Below are 20,474 nucleotides of genomic sequence, written 5' to 3' on the forward strand. Positions count from 1 at the left end.
CGCCCGATCCCAGCGGGACACAGCACGAGGGGACCACTCGGACCGGTTTCGGCCCGAATCCGCCGTTCGCGCCCCCGTCAATCGGACAAGCCGGGCGCGAACCTCAGTCCAGACCCGGCAGTTCCGTCCGCAGCTGCGACGCGGTCGAGACCACGAGCATCAGCAACGTGCCCAGCGCCGACGGGTCCATGCCCTCGGCCGGGAACGCGTAGCGCAGCGTCACGTCGACTCCGCTGTCGGTGTGCCCGACGCCGAGCGTGCCGAACAGGCCCTGCCCCGCGCGTTCGGCCACGGCGACGGCGATCGCCGGGTTGTCCGGCAGATCCCACGCCACCACACAGGTCAGGCTCAGCACCGTGAGCCCGTCGGCCAGGCGCGTGGCCTGGATGACGCACGGGACCTCGGCGTGGCGGAAGGTGATCGCGCCGTCGTCGTCCACGTTGACGTCGAGGTAGCGCTCGAGGGCCTCGCGTGCGAGCCCGAGCAGCGCCGCCGTTTCGGCGGCCTCCGAGGTGCTCACGACGCTTCCCCGGCCGCGCGCTCGGCTTCCGCCTGGTCGACCGCGGCACCGAACCGGCGGTCGCGCTTGGCGAACTCGAGGCAGGCGTTCCACAGGTGCGTGCGGTCGAAGTCGGGGAAGAGCGTGTCCTGGAAGACCATCTCCGCGTACGCCGACTGCCACAGCATGAAGTTCGACGTGCGCTGCTCGCCCGAGGGCCGCAGGAACAGGTCGACGTCGGGCATTTCGGGCTGGTACAGGTACTTCGCGATCGTGCGCTCGTCGATCTTGTCGGCCTTGAGCTTGCCCTCGACCACGTCCTGGGCGATCCGGCGCATCGCGTCACCCAGCTCCGCGCGCCCGCCGTAGTTGACGCACATCGTCATGTTCAGCGCCGTGTTGTTCTTGGTCTTCTCTTCCGCGACCTGCAGCTCCTTGATCACGCTGGCCCACAGCTTCGGCCGGCGCCCCGCCCAGCGGATGCGCACGCCGATCGAGCCAAGGTAGTCGACCTGGCGCCGGATGGTGTCGCGGTTGAAGCCCATGAGGAAACGCACCTCCTCCGGGCTGCGCTTCCAGTTCTCCGTGGAGAACGCGTAGACCGAAAGCCATTTCACGCCGAGCTCGACGGCGCCGCTGGCGACGTCGATCATCACGGCCTCGCCGCGCTTGTGACCCTCGATGCGGGGCAGGCCGCGCTGGTTGGCCCAGCGCCCGTTGCCGTCCATCACCAGCGCCACGTGCTTCGGCACGAGATCCTTCGGGATCTCCGGTGGCCTGGCTCCCGACGGGTGCGGATCCGGTGCCCGCAGCTCGTACCCCGACGCCCGGACCTCGCGTCCCCTGCGCAGCACTTCGCGCCTCCTGGAAGAGTGAAAATTTCCTACGCGCAAGACCCTACTTGGCCGGTGTCACGGTCTCCCGGGCACGCCGTTCGACCAGTGGAAGCGAACGCAGCTGGCGTTCGAGGTGCCACTGCAGGTGAGCCGCCACCAGGCCCGACGCGTCACGCCGGGTCACGCCGTGCGAGGCCTCCGCCACCGGCCATTCGCCGTGCAACAGGGCCTCGAGCAGGGTGAGCACCTCGGGCGCGGGGTGCACGGAACCGGCGATGCGGCAGTCCGGGCACATCGAGCCGCCGGCGGCCACGTTGAACGCGGCGTGCGGGCCGGGCAGGCCGCAGCGGGCGCACTCGGTGATGGCGGGCGCCCAGCCGGCGTAGGCCATGGCCCGCAGGAAAAACGCGTCGAGGACGAGAGAGGCGTCGCGTTCACCGCCCGCGAGTGCGCGCAACGCGCCCACGACCAGCAGGTACAGCTTGAGGACCGGCTCGCCCTCTTCGGCCGAGAGCCGGTCGGCGGTCTCGGCGATCGCGCTGGCCGCGGTGTAGCGCTGGTAGTCGGCGACCAGCGGCAGCGCGAACGCGTCCACGGTCTCGACCTGGGTGATCACGTCGAGCGTGCGGCCGGTGTAGAACTGCACGTCCACGTGCCCGAAGGGCTCCAGCCGGGCCCCGAACCGCGACGAGGTGCGGCGCACGCCCTTGGCCACGGCACGGACCTTCCCGTGCCGGCGGGTCAGCAGGGTGATGATCCGGTCGGCCTCACCCAGCTTGTGCGTGCGCAGCACCACTCCGGTGTCGCGGTAGAGGTTCACCACCCCGACATCGTCCCACTTCCGGGCGATGCCGGGGCGGAGACACCCTGGTTCAGCGCGTCAGCAGCCGTAGTAGCCGGTGCAGTACGTGCTGACCGTGGTCGCAGCGACGATCCCGATGATCAGGAACGTGATCGCGAGGGCGTAGCCGATGCCGCCGACGATCGTGGCGATCAGGCACAGCGTCTTCGTGGTCTGCGACGCCTGCTGGGCCATCGCGTAGTTGCCCTGCATCTTGAAGGTGCGGACCTCGTTGGACTTCATGATCGCGAAGATCGCGAGGATCCACATCAGGAAGATGCAGCCGATCGCCCAGCCCTTGTACTCCTTGATGGCGTTGATGTCGCCGCCCGGCGGCATCCCCATGCCGGGGCCGAAGCCGGGCTGCCCGAACGGCGCCTGCTGGCCGTACTGACCCTGCTGGCCGTACTGGCCTTGCTGGCCATACGGCGTCGGCATCGGGCCGGACGGCTGCTGGCCGTAGGGCGGCTGCGGCTGAGGCTGACCGTACGGATTGGTCATGACTGGTTCCCCAAACTCCTCGTGCTTCCGGCGAGCTCCCCCCGCCGCGGGTCTTCGTCCGCACCCCTGCCCGATCGAAGCCGTGGCCCGGCGCTGTCGATCGGTGCAGCGGCTTCGCGGGTCAATGCTGCGGCGGCTGGCCGAACTCGCCCGGCTGGATCTTCTGCGTCTCTTCGGGCTGCGCGGGCGCTTCCGCGACCGGCGAACCCGGCTGCAGCATCTGCGTGCGCTCGGCTCCGTCGAACGCACCGCTCTCGGGCTGGGCAGCGCCGCCCGGCTTGAGCATCTGCGTGGGCTCGGCCTGCTCGAACGCGGTCGCGCCCGGCGACTCGGCGCCCGGCTGCGCGAACCCGCCACTGGCCGGGGCACCCGGCTGGCCGAAACCACCCGACGGCGCCTGACCCGGCTGCCCGAACCCGGGCTGCGCGCCGAACCCGCTCGGCTGCTGCCCGAACCCGGCGGGCTGCTGGGCGAACCCGGCGGGCTGCTGGGCGAACCCGCCCGGCTGCTGCCCGGCGGGCGGGAACCCGCCGCCGAAGGGCTGCTGCTGGCCGAAGCCCGGCTGCCCGAACTGGCCCGCGGGCGCCGCGTCGGCGGGCACCACGATCGTGCCGACGATCTTGTCCGAGAACGTCTGGGACTTGTCGTCCCACAGCGGCCACAGGTAACCGAGGGAGCAGAGGAAGCCGTCGAGGACGTGTGCGAGGTCGCGCAGGAACGCCATGCCGGCGCCGATGGGCTGGCCGGTGGCCTCGCTGACGAGCTTGATGCCGACGACGCGCTTGCCGAGCGACTGTCCCGTGTTTCCGGCCGTGATCCAGCGGTTGTAGATCTGCCAGCCGATGTTCCCGAAGATCGCGAGCCCGTAGATGATCGCCCCGGCGCTCCCCGAGGCGATCGAGACCAGCAAGGCGATGATGATGGCGGCGAGGAACGGCCCGAAGTCGATCAGGTAGGCGCCGGCGCGCTGGCCCCAGTTCGCGTAGGCGCCGCCGGGCGGGCCGTACGGGTTCGGCTGACCGAACCCACCGGGTTGCCCGAACGCGGGCGGCTGACCGAAACCACCGGCGGGCGGCTGACCGAAACCGGGCTGTCCGAAGCCCGGCTGGCCCTGCGCGTCCGGTTGACCGAAGCCCGGCTGCGCCTGACCTGGTTGCCCGAAACCGGGCTGTTGCCCGAAACCGCCGGGTTGCTGGGGGAACCCGCCCGAGGGCGGTTGCTGGCCGAAGCCGCCGGGTGTGCCGAACGGCTGCTGCCCTGAACCAGGTTGTCCGAAGGGCGGCTGGCCCTGCGGCTGCCCCATGGGCCGGCCGTAGGGATCGGTCATCGTGTTCTCCCCCTCGCTCGTCCTGACCCGCGCGCGGTGGCACGCGAGAACCGGCCGAGTCCGATGAGGACGGGCCGGTGCGCGGGAGCGTACCTGGTCCGGACGAGGTCGGCCCAGCTAGGCGTCCGCACCGGGTGGCGACCCGAAACCCGTACGACGAACGGGAAGCGAAGACGGTTCCGGCAGAAGGAAAACTCAGACCGACAAACCGGTGAACGGCGCGAAAGGCAGGTTCCGCACCACGAACCAGATCGCGAACACCACCGCCACCACGAGCGGCGTGCGGCGCCAGTGCAGCCACGACCGAACCGCCCGTCCGCGCAGCCGCCCGACGGTCCACGCGACACCGCTCCATGCGAACAGCGCCACGAACACGAGCGCCACCGCGTTGTAGTGCACGGCGCCGGCGAGGTCGCCGTGCATGAGGCTGTAGGCCATCCGCATACCGCCGCAACCCGGACAGTCGATACCGAAGAGGAACTTGGTGGGGCACACCGGCAACGGCCCGCCCGGCGTCGTCGGATCTCCTAGCCACACGGCGGCGCAGCACACGCCGAGCCCCGCGACCACGGCCGCCGGCCCTGCCAGCGCTCGCGCCGTGGCTCGCGCGCCCCGCACCGGGATTCCCGTGTAGACGGTGCTCACGACGACCAGAACCCGGCGGACGTGCCCGCGATCAGGAACACGAACAGCACCACCAGCAGGTACGCCACGATGCCGATGGGAATCGCCAACGCCGACCACATGGCCCACTTGCCCGCCTGGTCCGCGGCGTGCTGCGCTTCGGCGAAGCGGCCCTGGTACCACAGGGAGTTGACCTCATTGGCCTTCACGATGGAGACGATCCCGAGCGGCAGGCAGCAGAAGATCGTGGTGAGGATCCCCCACACGAGCCGGTTGTCCGGCGGCGGCGGGAAGTTCGGCTGCGGGCCGCCGTAGTAGTACGGGCCGCCGGGAGGCGGCGGGTACTGCCCGCCGGGTGGCGGGTACGGGCCGGTCATCGCGTCCCCCTGCTGTCCGTAGTGCGCTGAGGGTACTGACGCTACCTCCCGCGGCCGCCGCTCAAAAGCCGAGGCGGCGCAGCTGCTTCGGGTCGCGCTGCCAGTCCTTGGCCACCTTGATGTGCAAGTCGAGGTACACCTTCGAACCCAGCAGCCCCTCGATCTGCTTGCGGGCCGCGGCTCCGACCTCACGCAGGCGTTCACCCTTGTGCCCGAGGATGATGCCCTTCTGGCTGGGCCGCTCCACGTACAGGAACGCGTGCACGTCCACGAGGTCGTCGCGGCCTTCGCGCGGCAGCATCTCCTCCACCGTCACGGCGATGGAGTGCGGCAGCTCGTCGCGCACGCCTTCGAGCGCGGCCTCGCGGATCAGCTCGGCCACGAGCGTCATCTCGGGCTCGTCGGTGAGCTCGCCGCCCGGGTAGAGCTGCGGGCCCTCCGGCAGCCGCGCCACGAGCAGGTCGGCCACCGTCTGCACCTGGAAACCGTCCACAGCGGACACCGGCACGAGGTCGGCGAACTCCATCACGCCCTGCAGCGCCAGCAGCTGCTCGGCCACCTGCTCGGGCTTCACCAGGTCGGTCTTGGTCACCACGCCGATCACTGGCGTACGCCGCGCGATCTTCGTCAGCTCCGCGGCGATGAACTTGTCCCCGGGGCCGATCTTTTCGTTGGCGGGCACGCAGAACCCGACGACGTCCACTTCGGACCACGTCTCGTGCACCACGTCGTTGAGCCGCTGCCCGAGCAGCGTGCGCGGGCGGTGCAGGCCGGGCGTGTCGATGATGACCAGCTGCGCGTCCTCGCGGTGCACGATGCCGCGGATCGCGTGCCGGGTCGTCTGCGGCTTGCTGGAGGTGATGGCGACCTTCGAGCCCACAAGCGCGTTCGTGAGCGTCGACTTGCCCGCGTTGGGCCTCCCGACGAAGCACGCGAAGCCGGAGCGGTGCGCGTCGGCCATCAGCGCAGCACCTCGACGACGTCACCCGTCGGGTCGGCCAGGATGATCGGCGCGGTCTTCGCGACGTCACGCACGGCGTGCACCGAGGCCTCCTGCACCAGCACGTCACCCGTCACCACGGCCGCCGCCTCGAGCCCTTCGGCGCCGCTCGACAGCGCGGCGGCCACGGCGGCCTGCACGGCCGTGAGCTTGAACGAGGGCTGGTCGACGGTCACCGCGGTGTACGTCCGGCCGTCGGTGTCGCGCACGGCCGCGCCCTCCTCGGCGCCGACGCGGGCGCGCGACGACCGGGCCAGCGTGATGAGCTTCTGGTCCTCGGCGTCGAGGTCAGGCATGTTCGACTCTCCTGTCGCGTTCTTCGGGCTGGGGCACCCGGGTGCGCCGGCGCGTGCCGGACTCGGTCACGGCGTCCGCGTCGGCCGGGTGGACGACGACCGACGTGATCCGCATGCGGCCCCGGCGGTCCTTGCCCCCTTCGGCGAACAGCCGAAGACCGGCGACCTCGGCTTCGGCCCCCGGAAGGGGGACCCTACCCAGTCGTTCCGCGAGCAGCCCGCCCACGGTCTCCACGTCGTGGTCTTCGAGGTCGATGCCGAAGAGCTCACCGAGGTCGTCGACGCTCAGGCGCGACGACACGCGCACCGCGCCGCCCTCGAGCTCCTCGACGTCGGGCCGCTCGTCGGTGTCGGACTCGTCGGTGATCTCGCCGACGATCTCCTCGAGGATGTCCTCGATGGTCAGCAGGCCCGCGGTGCCGCCGTACTCGTCGACCGCGATCGCCACGTGGTTGTGGGTGAGCTGCATCTCCTTGAGCAGGTCGTCGAGCCGCTTGGAGTCGGGCACGAAGCTCGCCGGGTTCATCACCTGGTCCACGACCGTGCTCGGGCCGTCCGGGTCCATGTACGCCGGCATCAGGTCCTTGATGTTGACCACGCCGACGATGTCGTCCACGGACTCGTCGATCACCGGCACGCGCGTGAACCCGGTGCGCAACGCGAGCGCGAGCGCCTGGCGCACGGTCTTGGTGCGCTCGATCCACACGATCTCGGTGCGCGGCACCATCACCTCGCGCGCGACCGTGTCGCCCAGCTCGAACACCGAGTGGATCATCTCGCGCTCGGAGTCCTCGACCACGCCGCGTTCCTGCGCGAGGTCGACCAGCTCGCGCAGCTCGACTTCGGAGGTGAACGGGCCTTCGCGGAAGCCCTGACCGGGGGTGATCGCGTTACCGATCACGATCAGCAGCCGCGAGAGCGGGCCGAGGATCAAGCCGAGGACCCGCACGGGCCCGGCGACGATCGTGCCGACGCGGTAGGGGTGCTGGCGGCCGATGGTGCGCGGGCCGACGCCGATGAGCACGTAGCTCACCACCACCATCACCACGGCGGAGACGAGCACGGCGAGCCACAGCTTGCCGAACCAGGCGAGGAACGACACGGTGACGAGCACCGTGGCCGTGAGCTCGCAGCCGAGGCGCAGCAGCAGGAGCAGGTTGATGTGGCGGCGGCGTTCGGCGACGACGGCGGCGAGCTGGCGCGCACCGGCCCGGCCGATGCGCACGAGCCCTTCGGTGCGGGCCTGCGAGACGGTGCTGACGGCCGCGTCGGCGGCCGCGAACACCCCGGCCAGCAGCACGAGCGCCACCGCGACGACGAGCTGTGCCGTGGGACTGCCCATGATCGCTGCCTAGGGGGTTTCCTCGACCGGTTTCGGCGCCGCGGGCGCGGCCGACGCATCGAGGCCCGCGATGCCGAGCACGCGGTCGTCGGCGTTGCGCTGCGCGTTCTTCCGGTTCAGCTCGGCCACGGCCGACTGGAACTCGGTGAGGATGCGCTTCTGCAGGCCGAACATCTCGCGTTCCTCGGCCGGTTCGGCGTGGTCATAGCCGAGCAGGTGCAGCACGCCGTGGACAGTGAGCAGGTGCAGCTCGTCGGTCAGCGCGTGGCCCGCCGTCTTCGCCTGGTCCTTCGCGAACGCCGGGCACAGCACGATGTCGCCGAGCAGCGCCGGCGACGCGTCGGGCGCGTCGGGGCGGCGCGACGAGTCGAGCTCGTCCATGGGGAAGGCCATCACGTCGGTGGGCCCGGGCAGGTCCATCCAGCGTTCGTGCAAATCTTCCATGACCTCGAGCGTGACGAGCAGGATGGACAGCTCGGCGAGCGGGCTGACCTCCATCTTGTCGAGCGCGTAGCGCGCGGCCGAGACGATCGACGCCTCGTCGACGTCGACGCCCGACTCGTTGGCGATCTCGATGCTCATCGGCGGTTGCCCTTCCAGCCGCCCTGCTGCTGGTCCTGGGCGTCCTGCACCGCTTGCCACTTCTCGTACGCGTCGACGATGTCGCCGACGAGCCGGTGGCGCACCACGTCCTGGCTGGTCAGCTCGGCGAAGTGCAGGTCGTTGACACCGTCGAGGATGTCGCGGACCACGCGCAGGCCGCTCTTCTGGCCGTTGGGCAGGTCGATCTGCGTGATGTCACCGGTGACGACGATCTTCGAGCCCATGCCGAGGCGCGTGAGGAACATCTTCATCTGCTCGGGCGTGGTGTTCTGGGCCTCGTCGAGGATGATGAAGGCGTCGTTCAGCGTGCGCCCGCGCATGTACGCCAGCGGCGCGATCTCGATCGTGCCGGCCTGCATGAGGCGCGGGATCGAGTCGGGTTCGACCATGTCGTGCAGCGCGTCGTAGAGCGGGCGCAGGTACGGGTCGATCTTCTCGTTGAGCGTGCCCGGCAGGTAGCCGAGCCGCTCGCCCGCCTCGACGGCGGGACGGGTCAGCACGATGCGCGTGACCTGCTTGGCCTGCAGCGCCTGCACGGCCTTCGCCATGGCGAGGTACGTCTTGCCGGTACCGGCGGGGCCGATGCCGAAGACGATGGTGTGCTTGTCGATGGCGTCGACGTAGCGCTTCTGGTTGAGCGTCTTGGGCCGGATCGTCTTGCCGCGGCGGGAGACGATGTTGAGGCTCAGGACCTCGGCCGGGGACGCGTCGCCGGAGGACAGCATGCCGATGGTGCGGCGCACCGTGTCGGGGCCCACCTGCTGGCCGCCGGTGGCGAGCTGCACGAGGTCGGCGAAGACGCGTTCGGCGAACGCCACGTCGGCGGGCGCGCCGGTGAGGGTCACTTCATTGCCGCGGACGTGCACGTCCGCGGCGAGGAGCTCCTCGGCGACGCGCAGGTTCTCGTCACGCGAGCCGAGCAGGCTCAGGACGGCGGCTTCGGGGACGGGGAAGCGGGACTGGGCCACGGAGGTGGCGTCCTCGTTTTTCGACTGCGCCGCCTTGCCGGCGGTGGCGTCGGGTCGGGCGGCTCCACCCTGTGCGGTTCCGGCCACGTGGCCTCTGGCCTGCTTTCTGCTGCTTCGCCTGACGGACTTCTGACGTTGCCGATGCTACTTGCTCGCGCCTGGCCGCCGCAGGTCGGTTTAGGCGTGGCGCCCGAACAATCCGAGCTGCTCGCCGCCCAGCACGTGCGCGTGCACGTGGAACACCGTCTGCCCCGCGTCGCCGTCGGTGTTGAACACCACCCGGTAGCCGGACTCCGCGATGCCCTCGAGCTCCGCCACCTTCTTGGCCGCACCGATCACCGCGCTCAGCAGCTCGGGGTCCCCGGCGGCCAGCTCGCCCACGTTGCGGTAGCGCTTCTTCGGCACCACCAGCACGTGCACGTTGGCCTGCGGATTGATGTCCCTGAACGCGAACGTGTTCTCGTCTTCGTAGACAACGTCCGCCGGGATCTCGCCCGCGATGATCCGCTCGAACAACGTCTCCGCATCACTCATGGCCACACCCTACAAACCCGCCCACGACCACTCGCCATCAAGCGTCCCGAGCAAGACGGGATGGTCTGCCGTGCAGGTCGGGATGGTCTGCCATGCAGGTCGGCCGTGCAGGAATGGTCACCGATGGCACCGTGGGGGCTCCGGGGGCTCGGCCCCCGGGCAATATCCGCCTCCGCGCATCGGCGAAGGAGACCCGAAGGGTCTACGAAGTCGAAAGCGCCGCGGGGGCGGTGGACCCTGGGGGTCGGCCCACCGCGCCTCCGCGGCTCCGCCGGACCGAGGGGGGAGGTGCCCGGCGGGGTTCTTTTGGGTACGCGCGCCCACGGGTTACCCACCCAGTAGCGCGCCCAAACGTCTTTTTTGATGCCCAGTGTTGTCTTGCGCGTTGGTGACGAGCGTAGCTGCTCGGAGTGTGATCGCGCCATGACTCGCCGCAAAATGTGGCCGCATCCGTGTCCGGGGGCTACTTCCAGCGGCCGGTCAGCGCACCGAGGGCACCGAGGGCGACGGCGGCTGCGGTGGAGGTGCGCAGCACGGTCGGGCCGAGGCGGACGGTGGTGGCGCCGGCGGCTTCGAGGGTGCTGAGCTCGTTGTCGGTGATGCCGCCTTCGGGGCCGACGACGAGCAAGATGTCACCGGTGTCCGGGAGGTCGATCTCCGTGAGCCGGCTGGTCACGCCGGACTCGAGCACGAGCGTGCGGGACATCGTGGCAGCCAGCTGGGCGAGCTCCCGGGTGCCGACGGGTTCGATGACGTCGGGCACGTGTGCGCGTCGGGCTTGTTTGGCGGCGGCGCGGGCGGTCGCGCGCCAGCGGGCCAGTGCCTTGTCACCGCGGGTGCCGTCTTCCCAGCGCGCGACGCTGCGGGCGGCGCGCCAGGGCACGATCGCGTCGGCGCCGGCCTCGGTGGCGAGTTCCACGGCGAGTTCACCGCGGTCGCCCTTGGCCAGTGCCTGCGCGACGTGGACCCGCAGCGCCGGCGGCTCCTCCGTCCAGTGCTCGACGACTGTCAGGGTGAGGGAGGCGTCTCGCCCGGCCTGCACGGCGTCGACGGTGCAGCGGGCCATCGCGCCGGCGCCGTCGGAGAGCACGAGCTGCTCCCCCACGCGCAGCCGGCGCACGGTGGCGGCGTGCCGGGCTTCCTCGCCGTCGAGAACGGCCGAACCGCGGTCGGGCACGGCGGTGGCGAGGAAGACCGGCAGCGTGGTGTCGGGCACGGGTCAGCGGTGCTTCGTGCGCAGCTTGGAGAACAGGCCGCCGTGCTTGCTGCCGTTGGACGCCAGCGTGGGCACCTCTTCGCCGCGCTGCTGGGCCAGCTCCACGAGCAGGTCGCGCTGCGCCTCGTCGAGCTTGGTCGGCACCACCACGTCGATGTGCACGTGGAGGTCGCCGCGGCCGTCGACGCGCCCGGAGGAGCGCAGCCGCGGCATGCCCTTGCCGGTGAGCACGAGCTCGGTGTTGGGCTGGGTGCCGGGCTCGACGTCGAGCTCGTAGTCGCCGTCGACGAGCGTGCTGATCGGCACGGTCGCGCCGAGTGCCGCCGTGGTCATCGGGATGCGGAAGTTGCAGTGCAGCTCGTTGCCCTCACGCACGAACACCTCGTGGGGCAGCTCGTCGATCTCCACGTACAGGTCACCCGCGGGGCCGCCGCCGGGGCCGACCTCGCCCTGACCGGAGAGCCGGATGCGCATGCCGTCGCCGACGCCCGGCGGGATCTTCGCCGTGACGTTGCGGCGCGCGCGGATGCGCCCGTCGCCACCGCACTGGCGGCACGGGTCGGGGATGACCTCGCCGAAGCCGCGGCAGACCGGGCACGGGCGGGCCGTGACGACCTGGCCGAGGAACGAGCGCTGCACCGACTGCACCTCGCCGGCGCCGCCGCAGGTGTCGCACGTCTTGGTGGAGGTGCCCTCCGCGGTGCCCGCACCGCGGCACAGGTCGCAGACCACGGCCGTGTCGACGGTGATCTCGCGGTCGGCGCCGGTGGCGCATTCCTCGAGCGTGAGCGCCAGGCGGATCAGCGCGTCGGAGCCCGGCTGCACGCGGCTGCGCGGTCCCCGGCCACGGCCTCCGCCACCACCACCGGCGGCGCCGAAGAACGCGTCCATGATGTCGCCGAGCCCGCCGAAGCCGGCGAACGGGTCGCCGCCACCGCCACCGCCGCGCGCGCCCGAGTCCATCGGGTCGCCGCCGAGGTCGACGATCTTGCGCTTCTGCGGGTCGGAGAGCACCTCGTAGGCGGTGGTCACCTCGCCGAACTTGTGCTGCGCGTCCTCCGACGGGTTCACGTCGGGGTGCAGCTCACGGGCCAGCTTGCGGTACGCGCGCTTGATCTCCTGATCCGACGCGTTCTTGGCCACCCCGAGGATCCCGTAGTAGTCCCTCGCCACGTTTTCTGCCTTCTCCTTCTGCTCTGCCCGCGCCGTCAGCGGCCGGACAGGATCTGCCCCACGTAGTTGGCCACCGCGCGGACGGCCGCGATGGTGCCCGGGTAGTCCATCCGGGTGGGTCCGACGATGCCCATGCCTCCCAGCAGCATGTCGTCCCGGCCGTAGCCGATCGACACGACCGAGGTGCTGCGCATCTGCTCGTCTTCATTTTCCTCGCCGATGAGGACCGTCACCGCACCGGGGTTGCGAGCCGCGGCCAGCAGCTTGAGCACGACCACCTGCTCCTCGAGCGCTTCGAGGACCTGACGCAGCGAGCCGGGGAAGTCCGCGACGTTGCGGGTGAGGTTGGCGGTGCCGCCCAGCACCAGGCGTTCCTCCGGGTGCTCGACCAGCGACTCGACCAGCACCGTGCAGATGCGGGTGAGGCTGTCGCGCAGCTCGTTCGGCGCCACCTCGGGCAGCTCGGCCACCCTCGCGGCCGCCTCCACGAGCCGGCGTCCGGCGAGCGCGCCGTTGAGCACGGTCCGCAGGCGCAGCACGCTCTCCTCGGTGAGCACGTCGCCCAAGTCGACCGTGCGCTGGTCGACCCGGCCCGAGTCGGTGATGAGCACGAGCATGAGCCGCGCCGGCGTGAGCGGGACCACTTCCAGGTGGCGCACCGCCGCGTTGGTCAGCATCGGGTACTGCACCACCGCGACCTGCCGGGTGAGCTGCGCGAGCAGCCGCACCGACCGGCGCAGCACGTCGTCGAGGTCGGTGCCCGAGTCGAGGAACGTGGTGATCGCCCGCCGCTCGGCCGCCGAGAGCGGCTTGATCTCCGAGAGCTTGTCCACGAACAGCCGGTAGCCCTTGTCCGTGGGGATCCGCCCCGCGCTCGTGTGCGGCTGGGTGATGTACCCCTCTTCCTCGAGCGCGGCCATGTCGTTGCGCACGGTCGCGCTCGACACGCCCAGGTTGTGCCGCTCGACGATCGTCTTGGACCCCACCGGCTCCTGGTTCGAGACGTAGTCGGCCACGATCGCGCGCAGCACCTCGAAGCGACGCTCGTCCGTGTTCGCCACCGGCACCTCCCTGCTTTCGACCCGCTACTCACAACGAGTTTACGGAAGCCTGAGTGCCCGGCGCTCAACCCCGCGGACACGGTGGTGTCTCGGAGCGCTCCGAGACACCACCGCTTCAAGGTAAACGAATGGCAAATAGCCATTAATAACGGCGAACCGGACAAATCAAATCTTCGCTTGCTAGGGGAACCGTTAACCGGTTTGCTGCCTCAGAAGAACGTGGTGAATCCCCAAGAGCCGAGGGCAGTCGTGGACAATAACGGGCGCGCACCCGAAATCGCCGAAATCGGACAGCGAGCCGCGGAGGCCCAGGAGCGTCTCAAGCGCGTCGCCGCCACGGCGACGAGCAACGACGGGGCGGTCACCGTCACCGTGAACACCAGCGGAGCCCTGCAGCAGCTCAGCTTCGGCCCCCGCGCCGACGAGATCAGCCGCAGCGCGCTCGCCGCCGCCGTCGTCGCCACGGCGCACCGCGCCCAGGCCCACGCGGCCCAGCAGCTGCACGCCATCATGGCCCCGCTCATCGGCGAAAACAGCGACGCGATGAAATTCCTCGACGAGCAGATTCCCACGCCGGAAGTGCCCGAGGAACAACCGCCGGCACAGCAGGAAACGCGACAATTCTTCAATCGCGACGAGGATGGTGGCGCACCTCCGCCGGCCCCTCCGGCCCCTGGCATGCGCCCACCCGCACCCCCGGCCCCTCCGGCGCCCCCGGCCCGCCCCTCCCGCCCGGCCCGGCCCTCGGCCGACAACTCCGATGACGACGACTACTACAACGGCGGCTCGATCCTGGGGAGGGGTTACTGATGGCAGGCACGCAGCAGGTGAATCTCACGGCGTTGCAGACGCACAAGGGTGAGGTGCAGGACATCGGGGCGGGGGTGAAGACCGCCGCCGAGGCGACCGTCGAAGGCCAGGCGATGAGCGACGATGCCTTCGGGATCGTCGGTTCCCCGTTCGGCGCGGCGATGGAGCTCTGGACCGCCACCGCGTCGATCTTCATCAACGGTGTCGCCGACTCGGCGGAGGACATCGCCGACAAGCTCCAGCAGGCCCACGACGCGTACGACACGCACGAGACGAACTCGAAGAACACGATCAACACGCTCGGCAAGGAGCTCCCGGAATGACCGAGACGCAGGAGAACCCGCTCGTCGCCGAGTCCGAGTCGCCCAGCGGCTTCACCACGAACATGGGCACGTCGGACAACGAACTCGACAACCTCAACTCCCAGACTTCGGGCGCGGGCGTCTTCAACGACATCGCGTCGGGCATCACGGATTGGCGCAGCAAGGACTGGGCAAACCTCGCGTTCGACGGCGTGACGGTCGGCCTCGATCTGCTCGGCATAGCCATGGACCCGCTGGGCTCGCTGGCCAGCGCCGGCGTCGGCTGGCTGATCGAACACATCAGCTTCCTCAAAGAGGGTCTCGACAAGCTGGCCGGCAATCCCGAGGCGGTCACCGCGAAGGCCGTGACCTGGGACAACGTCTCAAAGCAGCTCGCGCAAAGCGCCACCCAGTACGACCAGGCGGCTGCGAATGTGGCCCCGGAGTTCCAGGGCGCCGGCGGCACCGCGTACCAGACCATGGCCAAGGGCTATGCCGCGACGCTGCGCGGCGCCTCCGGTCAGGCACACGCCGCGTCGATCGGGATGAACGTCGCCGCCGCGCTGGTCGGCACCGAACGCGGCCTGATCCGCGACATGGTCTCGTCGTTCGTCGGCGAGCTGATCGTCAAGGCGATCGCCGCGCTCGCCGCCTCGTGGTGCACCTTCGGAGGCACGGTCGCGGCCTTCATCGCCGACACCGTCATCGAGGGCGGGATCCTCGCCGAGAAGATCAGCGGCCGGATCGCCCAGGTCGTCGAGAAGCTCGAGAAGCTGATCCAGAGTGCTGGCAAGTCCCGCGGCGCTCTCGAAGAGGCCACCAACGCGCTCAAGAAGGTCGGCAAGACCGCAGACAAGATCACCGACAAGAGCGTCGACATCGCCGCGAACATGGAGAAGAAGGGCAACGACCTCACCGACGCCGCCCGCGCCGCCGGCCGGCCCCACGTGGACGAAAGCGCCGCCGCGAAGGCCGACCGCTGGGGCGAAGCCTGGGAAAACAAGGTCCCGCTCCGTGATCACCTGAAAGGGGCCGGTGACGCCGCTTCCGAGGACGGCCGCAGCTTCTTCAACCAGAAGGAGTGGCGGAAGAACGGCGGCGCACCCCCGAAGTTCGACCCCGCGGACGGAGTGGGGGTGGCCACGGAGGGGCGCCGGCAGGAGAACGAACAGCTCGCGCGTCAGCACGAAGCGAGCGAGGCATACGAGAAGGCACACGGCGAGTCCGAGTCCGAAGGCGCCGGATCCGAGGGTGGCGGAGGCGAGTGAAAGTCGACCAGTCCGAAGTCGACCGCTTCAACCGCGAAGGTCGGCTGCACCCCGCCCAGAACAGGCAGATCATCAACATCATTTTCTGGCTCGTGGTGATGACGTTCGCGATCGGCATCCTCGCCCTTGCCACCCTGCCCTACGGCACCACCGACATCATCGTCGCCGCCGTCGCGATCGGGGTCGGGATGGCGTTGTGCGCGTGGTACTGCCTCTACCGGCTCAACATCGTCCGGCGCGGCAAAGTAGTCACCTTCACCGGCTACACCCACGACGCCCAGGACCACCGGCCACTGCCCCCGACGGACCGCTACCCCATCCTCATCTACACCCAACGCAGCCGAGGCAACAACCCTTACTACTGGGCTGCCTTCGACGGCCTCCGACGCCCGCTGCTACCCGCGAGCCTCTACGCGCAGATCCGGCCCGACCAGGAGAACACGCTCGTCCTGATCCCCAACCGCAAGCAGATCGTCAACGTGATCCCTTCGTGAAAGCCGACCAAGCCGAAGTCGACCGCGTCAACCGCGAAGGCCGGCTTCACCCCTCACAGCGCTGGAAGATCATCGACGTCGCCTTTTGGCTTGTGGTCTTCATGCTCGTGATCGGCGTCCTCACGCTGGCCACGCTGCCCTACGGCACCACCGCCATCGCCGTGGCCGCCGCAGCGATCGGCGTCGGCATGGCGCTGTGCGCCGGCTATTGCCTCTACCGGCTGAGCCTCGTCTGGCGGGGCAAGGTGGTGCTGTTCTCCGGCTACACGCACGACGCCGCGCGGCAGCGACCGCTGCCTTCGCCGGAGGAGTACCCCATCGTGGTCTACGCCGAACACATCCGGGCGGGCCTGAACTATTGGGCGCGCTTCGACGGCCTCCGCCTCCCGCTCGCCCCCGGCCCCCTTCACACGCGGTTCCGGCCGGACCAGGAGCACACGATCGTGCTGATCCCCAACCGGAAACAGATCATCAACGTCATTCCCGCTTGAGCAGCCCCTCCAGAGCCGCCGACGAGATCGCGTCGGCTTCCGCCAGCGTCAGGGGCGCGTGGCCCGTCAGGCGGCGGAAGATCAGGGGGCCGAACAGAACGTCCGTCGCCGCTTCGACGTCCACCGTCGGCGAAGCCTGGCCGGCATCGACCAAACGATGCCACAGCACGGAAATGGCCGCTCGTCGACCGTCCAAAAAGAACTCGCGGAAGAACGGGGCCGCCGGAGGGTCCGTCACACAGGCGGCCAGCAGCTGGGCGAAGACCTCCCCCGTCGGCCCGGCGTAGAACGCCGAGACCCGACGCACCTGCTCGACCAGGTCCGCCCGCGGATCGCCAGTACAAGGCGAAGGAATGGCATCCGCCATCTCCCGGCCGAAAGCCTCGGCGGCCAACGCGGTACGGCTCGGCCAGTGCTTGTACAGCGTCGCCTTGCTCACCCCGGACCGGGCGCTGATCGCGTCGACCGTGGCGGCCGGGAGGCCGCCCTCGGCGAGCAGCTCGCGCGCCGCCGACAGCGCGCACGCGTGGGCGCGCGCGCTGCGGGGCGACAACGACTCAGACAACGACCCAGGCAAGGGCTCAGCCATGGTCCGTGGAGACCGAAAGCTCGCGCCAGCGGGAGAGTTCGTCGCGGACGAAGTCGAGTTTCGCTTCGACGCGGGCGACGGAGTCGGCGCCCAGCTGGAGGCGCAGGGGCGGCGAGGCGGAAGCCACTACGGAAGCAATAGCCAGCGCCGCCTTGCGCGGGTCGCCCGGTTGGGTGTGGTTGCGGGAATCCGCTGTCGCCCGCACGGCGCCGGCGGAAACGGCGTAGTCGGCGATCTCGCCCTCGGCGCGGTGCAGGCTCGACGAGTCGAGGAAGTCGGTCCGGAAGAAGCCCGGCTCGACCACCGTCACGTGCACGCCGAGCGGCGCCAGTTCCCCGTGCAGCGCCTCGGAAAGCGCCTCGACGGCGAACTTCGTCGCCCCGTACACGCCCCAGCCCGGGCCGGTCGTGAAGCCGCCGACCGAGCTGATGTTCACCACGTGCCCCGACCGTTGCCGCCGCAGCACAGGCAGCACCGCGCGCGTCACCGACAAAAGGCCGAAGACGTTGGCGTCGAACACCGCGCGCACAGCGGAGTCCGACGCCTCCTCCACCGCGCCCAGCAGGCCGCGGCCGGCGTTGTTCACCAGCACGTCGATGCGCCCGAACCGGTCCAGCGCGGCGCCCACCACAGCAGACGCAGCAGCCTCGTCCGTCACATCGAGCGCCACCGCCAGAACCGAAGGATTGCCCGGGAACTCCTTCTCCACGGCCGACGCCTGGCGAGCGGTGGCCACCACCTGGTCACCGCGCTCCAGCGCCGTCCGCGCGATCTCGAGGCCGAAACCCCGCGACGCACCGGTGACGAACCAGACGCTCACCGAGAAGCCGCCGCGCTCAGCGCCGCGAACTCGTCGTCGGTCAGCTCGATCTGGGCCGCCGCCACGTTGTCCTCGAGGTGCTCGACGCTGGAGGTGCCCGGGATCGGCAGCATCACCGGCGAACGCTTGAGCAGCCACGCCAGCGCGAGCTGCGAAGGCGACGCGCCGTGCTCCTCCGACACCTGCGAAAGCGGGCTGTCCGGACCCGCCAGCGACCCCGTGGCCAGCGGGAACCACGGGATGAACGCGATACCCGCGGCAGTCACGTGGTCCAGCAGCGGCTCCGAGTAGCGGTCGGCCAGGTTGAAGCGGTTCTGCACCGAGACGATCGTGGCCGTCTTCTGGGCCTCGACGAGATCCTCGACGGAGACCTCCGACAGGCCGATGTGCCGGATCTTCCCCTCCGACTGCAGCGTGGCGAGCTCCCCGACCTGGTCCGCCACGGGCACCTTCGGGTCGATGCGGTGCAGCTGCAGCAGGTCGATGCGCTCGAGGCCGAGGTGGCGCAGGTTCAGCTCCACCTGCTGGCGCAGGTACTCGGGCCTGCCGACAGGGATCCACTGGTTCGGCCCCTGCCGCGTGAAGCCGGCCTTGGTGGCGATCACCAGGTCGTCGGCGTACGGGTGCAGGGCCTCGCGGATGAGCAGGTCGGCCACGAACGGGCCGTAGGAGTCGGCGGTGTCGATGAGGTTGACCCCGAGCTCGACGGCCCTGCGCAGCACGCGCACGGCCCCCTCCGGGTCACGCGACTCGCCCCACACGCCGGGGCCGGGCAGCTGCATCGCGCCGAACCCGAGCCGCACGACGGGCAGGTCCCCGCCGATCGCGAACGTGCCGGACGACTTCGCGGGCTGTGCTGACATGGAACGTTCTCCTTCAAAAGTGAACTGAACGTACAGTTCACTTTACGCCCGTTCCGGCGAGCACGCCAACCTGGCCCGGGTGCAGCACCCCGCGAAGCTGCCCCGGGCCAGGAGATCAGGTGTTCTTCGGGAAGCCCAGGTTCACCCCGGCGTGCGACGTGTCCGGCCAGCGCGAGGTGACCACCTTGGTGCGCGTGAAAAAGTGGAAGCCCTCGGGCCCGTACGCGTGGGTGTCACCGAAAAGCGAGTCCTTCCAGCCGCCGAACGAGTAGTACCCGACCGGCACCGGGATGGGCACGTTCACGCCGACCATGCCCACCTCCACCTCGTTCTGGTATCGCCGCGCGGCCGCGCCGTCGCCGGTGAAGATCGCGGTGCCGTTGCCGTACGGGCTGGCGTTGACCAGGCCGAGCGCGTCGTCGAAGCTCGTCGCGCGCGCCACCGACAGCACGGGGCCGAAGATCTCGTCGGTGTAGACCGACATCCCGGGTCCGACGCGGTCGAACAACGTCGGGCCGAGCCAGAACCCGTCCCCCGCGATCTCGATGCCCCGGCCGTCCACCACGAGTTCCGCGCCCTCGGCGACGCCGGCGTCCACATAGGACGTCACGCGCTCGTGGTGCGCCTTCGTCACCAGGGGACCCATCTCCGACTCGGGTTCGCGGCCGTCGCCGACGCGCAGCCGGGACATCCGCTCGGTGATCTTCGCGACGAGCTCGTCGCCGACCGGGTCGACGGCCACCACCACCGACACCGCCATGCACCGCTCCCCCGCGGACCCGAACCCGGCCGACACGGCGGCGTCGGCCGCGAGGTCGAGGTCGGCGTCGGGCAGCACGACCATGTGGTTCTTCGCCCCGCCGAGCGCCTGCACGCGCTTGCCGTGGCGGGTGCCCGTCTCGTAGACGTAGCGCGCGATCGGCGTGGAGCCGACGAACGAGATCGCCTTCACGTCGCGGTGTTCCAGCAGTCCGTCGACCGCGGCCTTGTCGCCGTGCAGCACGTTGAGCGCGCCCGCGGGCAGCCCGGCCTCGGCGAGCAGCTCCGCGATGAACAGTGACGCCGACGGGTCTTTCTCGCTCGGCTTGAGCACCACGGTGTTGCCGCACGCCAGCGCGTTGGGTACGAACCACAGCGGCACCATCGCGGGGAAGTTGAACGGCGAGATCACGCCGACCACGCCCAGCGGCTGCGCGATCGAGTACACGTCCACGCCGGTGGAGGCGTTCTCGCTGAAGCCGCCTTTCAGCATTTGCGCGGCGCCGCACGCGTATTCGACGTTCTCGATCGCCCGCGAGATCTCGCCGGCCGCGTCGGACTCGACCTTGCCGTGCTCGCTAGTGATGATCTTCGCCAGCTCGTGCTTGCGCGCCGACAGCAGCTCTCGGAACGCGAACAGCACCCGCGTGCGCCCGGCCAGCGACGTGCCGCGCCACCCCGGCAACGCGGCCGCGGCAGCCGCCACCGCCTGGTCGACCTCGGCCTGGCCCGCGAAGTCCACCTTCGCGCGGACCTGGCCGGTCGCGGGGTCGTACACGTCGCCGGTGCGCCCGGCCGCGCCGGTGTACGGCTTGCCGTCGATCCAGTGGCTGATGCGGTCGGTCACAGCGTCGGCTCCTCGCTCAGGGGGCGCTTGTCT

Annotated in this window: 25 protein-coding genes; 5 read left to right on the top strand and 20 right to left on the bottom strand. The window is 70.2% G+C overall.

What is annotated here, in order from left to right; translation table 11 throughout:
- Positions 1-103 precede the first annotated feature (103 nt).
- From K1T34_RS03070 to hrcA, 16 genes are all read right to left on the bottom strand, one after another.
- Entirely contained in the window at positions 104-520 is a 417-nt protein-coding gene (locus K1T34_RS03070; protein WP_220242778.1) for a YbjN domain-containing protein, read from the bottom strand.
- Positions 517-1,353: an isoprenyl transferase gene (locus K1T34_RS03075; protein WP_220242779.1), complete on the bottom strand. Its 837-nt coding sequence runs from the start codon at positions 1,351-1,353 to the stop codon at positions 517-519. The genes K1T34_RS03070 and K1T34_RS03075 overlap by 4 nt, the downstream gene beginning before the upstream one ends.
- A 43-nt stretch (positions 1,354-1,396) precedes the next feature.
- Positions 1,397-2,158: a DNA repair protein RecO gene (gene recO, locus K1T34_RS03080; RefSeq protein ID WP_220242780.1), complete on the bottom strand. Its 762-nt coding sequence runs from the start codon at positions 2,156-2,158 to the stop codon at positions 1,397-1,399.
- Between the two features lie 57 nt (positions 2,159-2,215).
- Positions 2,216-2,677, bottom strand: coding sequence for a CD225/dispanin family protein (locus K1T34_RS03085; RefSeq protein WP_220242781.1), 462 nt, complete (start codon positions 2,675-2,677; stop codon positions 2,216-2,218).
- Between the two features lie 121 nt (positions 2,678-2,798).
- Positions 2,799-4,004: an RDD family protein gene (locus K1T34_RS03090; protein ID WP_255638275.1), complete on the bottom strand. Its 1,206-nt coding sequence runs from the start codon at positions 4,002-4,004 to the stop codon at positions 2,799-2,801.
- Between the two features lie 195 nt (positions 4,005-4,199).
- Positions 4,200-4,649: a DUF2752 domain-containing protein gene (locus K1T34_RS03095; protein ID WP_220242782.1), complete on the bottom strand. Its 450-nt coding sequence runs from the start codon at positions 4,647-4,649 to the stop codon at positions 4,200-4,202.
- Entirely contained in the window at positions 4,646-5,005 is a 360-nt protein-coding gene (locus K1T34_RS03100) for a CD225/dispanin family protein (protein ID WP_220242783.1), read from the bottom strand. The genes K1T34_RS03095 and K1T34_RS03100 overlap by 4 nt, the downstream gene beginning before the upstream one ends.
- Positions 5,006-5,066: 61 nt before the next feature.
- Positions 5,067-5,966, bottom strand: a complete 900-nt coding sequence (gene era, locus K1T34_RS03105) for a GTPase Era (RefSeq protein ID WP_220242784.1) — start codon at positions 5,964-5,966, stop codon at positions 5,067-5,069.
- A complete protein-coding gene (locus K1T34_RS03110; RefSeq protein ID WP_220242785.1) occupies positions 5,966-6,301 on the bottom strand; it encodes a cytidine deaminase in 336 nt (111 codons plus the stop codon). Before K1T34_RS03110 ends, era begins: the two co-directional genes overlap by 1 nt.
- Positions 6,294-7,643, bottom strand: a complete 1,350-nt coding sequence (locus K1T34_RS03115; RefSeq protein WP_220242786.1) for a CNNM domain-containing protein — start codon at positions 7,641-7,643, stop codon at positions 6,294-6,296. Before K1T34_RS03115 ends, K1T34_RS03110 begins: the two co-directional genes overlap by 8 nt.
- Before the next feature lie 9 nt (positions 7,644-7,652).
- On the bottom strand, positions 7,653-8,225 hold the full coding sequence (gene ybeY, locus K1T34_RS03120) for an rRNA maturation RNase YbeY (RefSeq protein ID WP_220242787.1): 573 nt from the start codon (positions 8,223-8,225) through the stop codon (positions 7,653-7,655).
- Entirely contained in the window at positions 8,222-9,301 is a 1,080-nt protein-coding gene (locus K1T34_RS03125) for a PhoH family protein (RefSeq protein ID WP_220242788.1), read from the bottom strand. Before K1T34_RS03125 ends, ybeY begins: the two co-directional genes overlap by 4 nt.
- Positions 9,302-9,391: 90 nt before the next feature.
- On the bottom strand, positions 9,392-9,748 hold the full coding sequence (locus K1T34_RS03130; RefSeq protein WP_220242789.1) for a histidine triad nucleotide-binding protein: 357 nt from the start codon (positions 9,746-9,748) through the stop codon (positions 9,392-9,394).
- Positions 9,749-10,211: 463 nt separating this feature from the next.
- Entirely contained in the window at positions 10,212-10,964 is a 753-nt protein-coding gene (locus tag K1T34_RS03135; protein WP_220242790.1) for a 16S rRNA (uracil(1498)-N(3))-methyltransferase, read from the bottom strand.
- 3 nt (positions 10,965-10,967) lie between these two features.
- Complete coding sequence (gene dnaJ / locus K1T34_RS03140) at positions 10,968-12,137, bottom strand: molecular chaperone DnaJ (protein WP_220242791.1); 1,170 nt, start codon at positions 12,135-12,137, stop codon at positions 10,968-10,970.
- A 35-nt stretch (positions 12,138-12,172) separates the two neighbouring features.
- Complete coding sequence (gene hrcA, locus K1T34_RS03145) at positions 12,173-13,198, bottom strand: heat-inducible transcriptional repressor HrcA (protein WP_220242792.1); 1,026 nt, start codon at positions 13,196-13,198, stop codon at positions 12,173-12,175.
- Positions 13,199-13,447: 249 nt separating this feature from the next.
- Between hrcA and K1T34_RS03150 the strand changes: the two genes are divergently transcribed.
- Genes K1T34_RS03150 through K1T34_RS03170 form a run of 5 tightly spaced genes read left to right on the top strand, consistent with a single transcriptional unit; the run spans position 13,448 to position 16,563 of the window.
- On the top strand, positions 13,448-14,008 hold the full coding sequence (locus K1T34_RS03150) for a YbaB/EbfC family nucleoid-associated protein (protein ID WP_255638276.1): 561 nt from the start codon (positions 13,448-13,450) through the stop codon (positions 14,006-14,008).
- Positions 14,008-14,331 (top strand): type VII secretion target, encoded by a 324-nt coding sequence (locus K1T34_RS03155; RefSeq protein WP_220242793.1) that lies wholly within the window; start codon positions 14,008-14,010, stop codon positions 14,329-14,331. The genes K1T34_RS03150 and K1T34_RS03155 overlap by 1 nt, the downstream gene beginning before the upstream one ends.
- Entirely contained in the window at positions 14,328-15,578 is a 1,251-nt protein-coding gene (locus K1T34_RS03160) for a hypothetical protein (protein ID WP_220242794.1), read from the top strand. Before K1T34_RS03155 ends, K1T34_RS03160 begins: the two co-directional genes overlap by 4 nt.
- On the top strand, positions 15,575-16,072 hold the full coding sequence (locus tag K1T34_RS03165; RefSeq protein WP_220242795.1) for a hypothetical protein: 498 nt from the start codon (positions 15,575-15,577) through the stop codon (positions 16,070-16,072). Before K1T34_RS03160 ends, K1T34_RS03165 begins: the two co-directional genes overlap by 4 nt.
- Positions 16,069-16,563: a hypothetical protein gene (locus K1T34_RS03170; RefSeq protein ID WP_220242796.1), complete on the top strand. Its 495-nt coding sequence runs from the start codon at positions 16,069-16,071 to the stop codon at positions 16,561-16,563. Before K1T34_RS03165 ends, K1T34_RS03170 begins: the two co-directional genes overlap by 4 nt.
- On the opposite strand, the gene K1T34_RS03175 is transcribed toward K1T34_RS03170, so the two are convergent.
- The 4 genes from K1T34_RS03175 to K1T34_RS03190 all read right to left on the bottom strand — a co-directional run bounded on the left by K1T34_RS03175 (position 16,550) and on the right by K1T34_RS03190 (position 20,441).
- Complete coding sequence (locus K1T34_RS03175) at positions 16,550-17,128, bottom strand: TetR/AcrR family transcriptional regulator (RefSeq protein WP_220242797.1); 579 nt, start codon at positions 17,126-17,128, stop codon at positions 16,550-16,552. The two genes, K1T34_RS03170 and K1T34_RS03175, sit on opposite strands and share 14 nt — an antisense overlap.
- Positions 17,129-17,144: 16 nt before the next feature.
- Positions 17,145-17,972, bottom strand: coding sequence for an oxidoreductase (locus K1T34_RS03180; protein WP_220242798.1), 828 nt, complete (start codon positions 17,970-17,972; stop codon positions 17,145-17,147).
- Positions 17,969-18,835, bottom strand: a complete 867-nt coding sequence (locus tag K1T34_RS03185; protein ID WP_220242799.1) for an aldo/keto reductase — start codon at positions 18,833-18,835, stop codon at positions 17,969-17,971. Before K1T34_RS03185 ends, K1T34_RS03180 begins: the two co-directional genes overlap by 4 nt.
- A gap of 115 nt (positions 18,836-18,950) precedes the next feature.
- Positions 18,951-20,441, bottom strand: coding sequence for a CoA-acylating methylmalonate-semialdehyde dehydrogenase (locus tag K1T34_RS03190; RefSeq protein ID WP_220242800.1), 1,491 nt, complete (start codon positions 20,439-20,441; stop codon positions 18,951-18,953).
- Positions 20,442-20,474: the final 33 nt, after the last annotated feature.

Source organism: Amycolatopsis sp. DSM 110486, from assembly GCF_019468465.1.
GTDB lineage: Bacteria > Actinomycetota > Actinomycetes > Mycobacteriales > Pseudonocardiaceae > Amycolatopsis.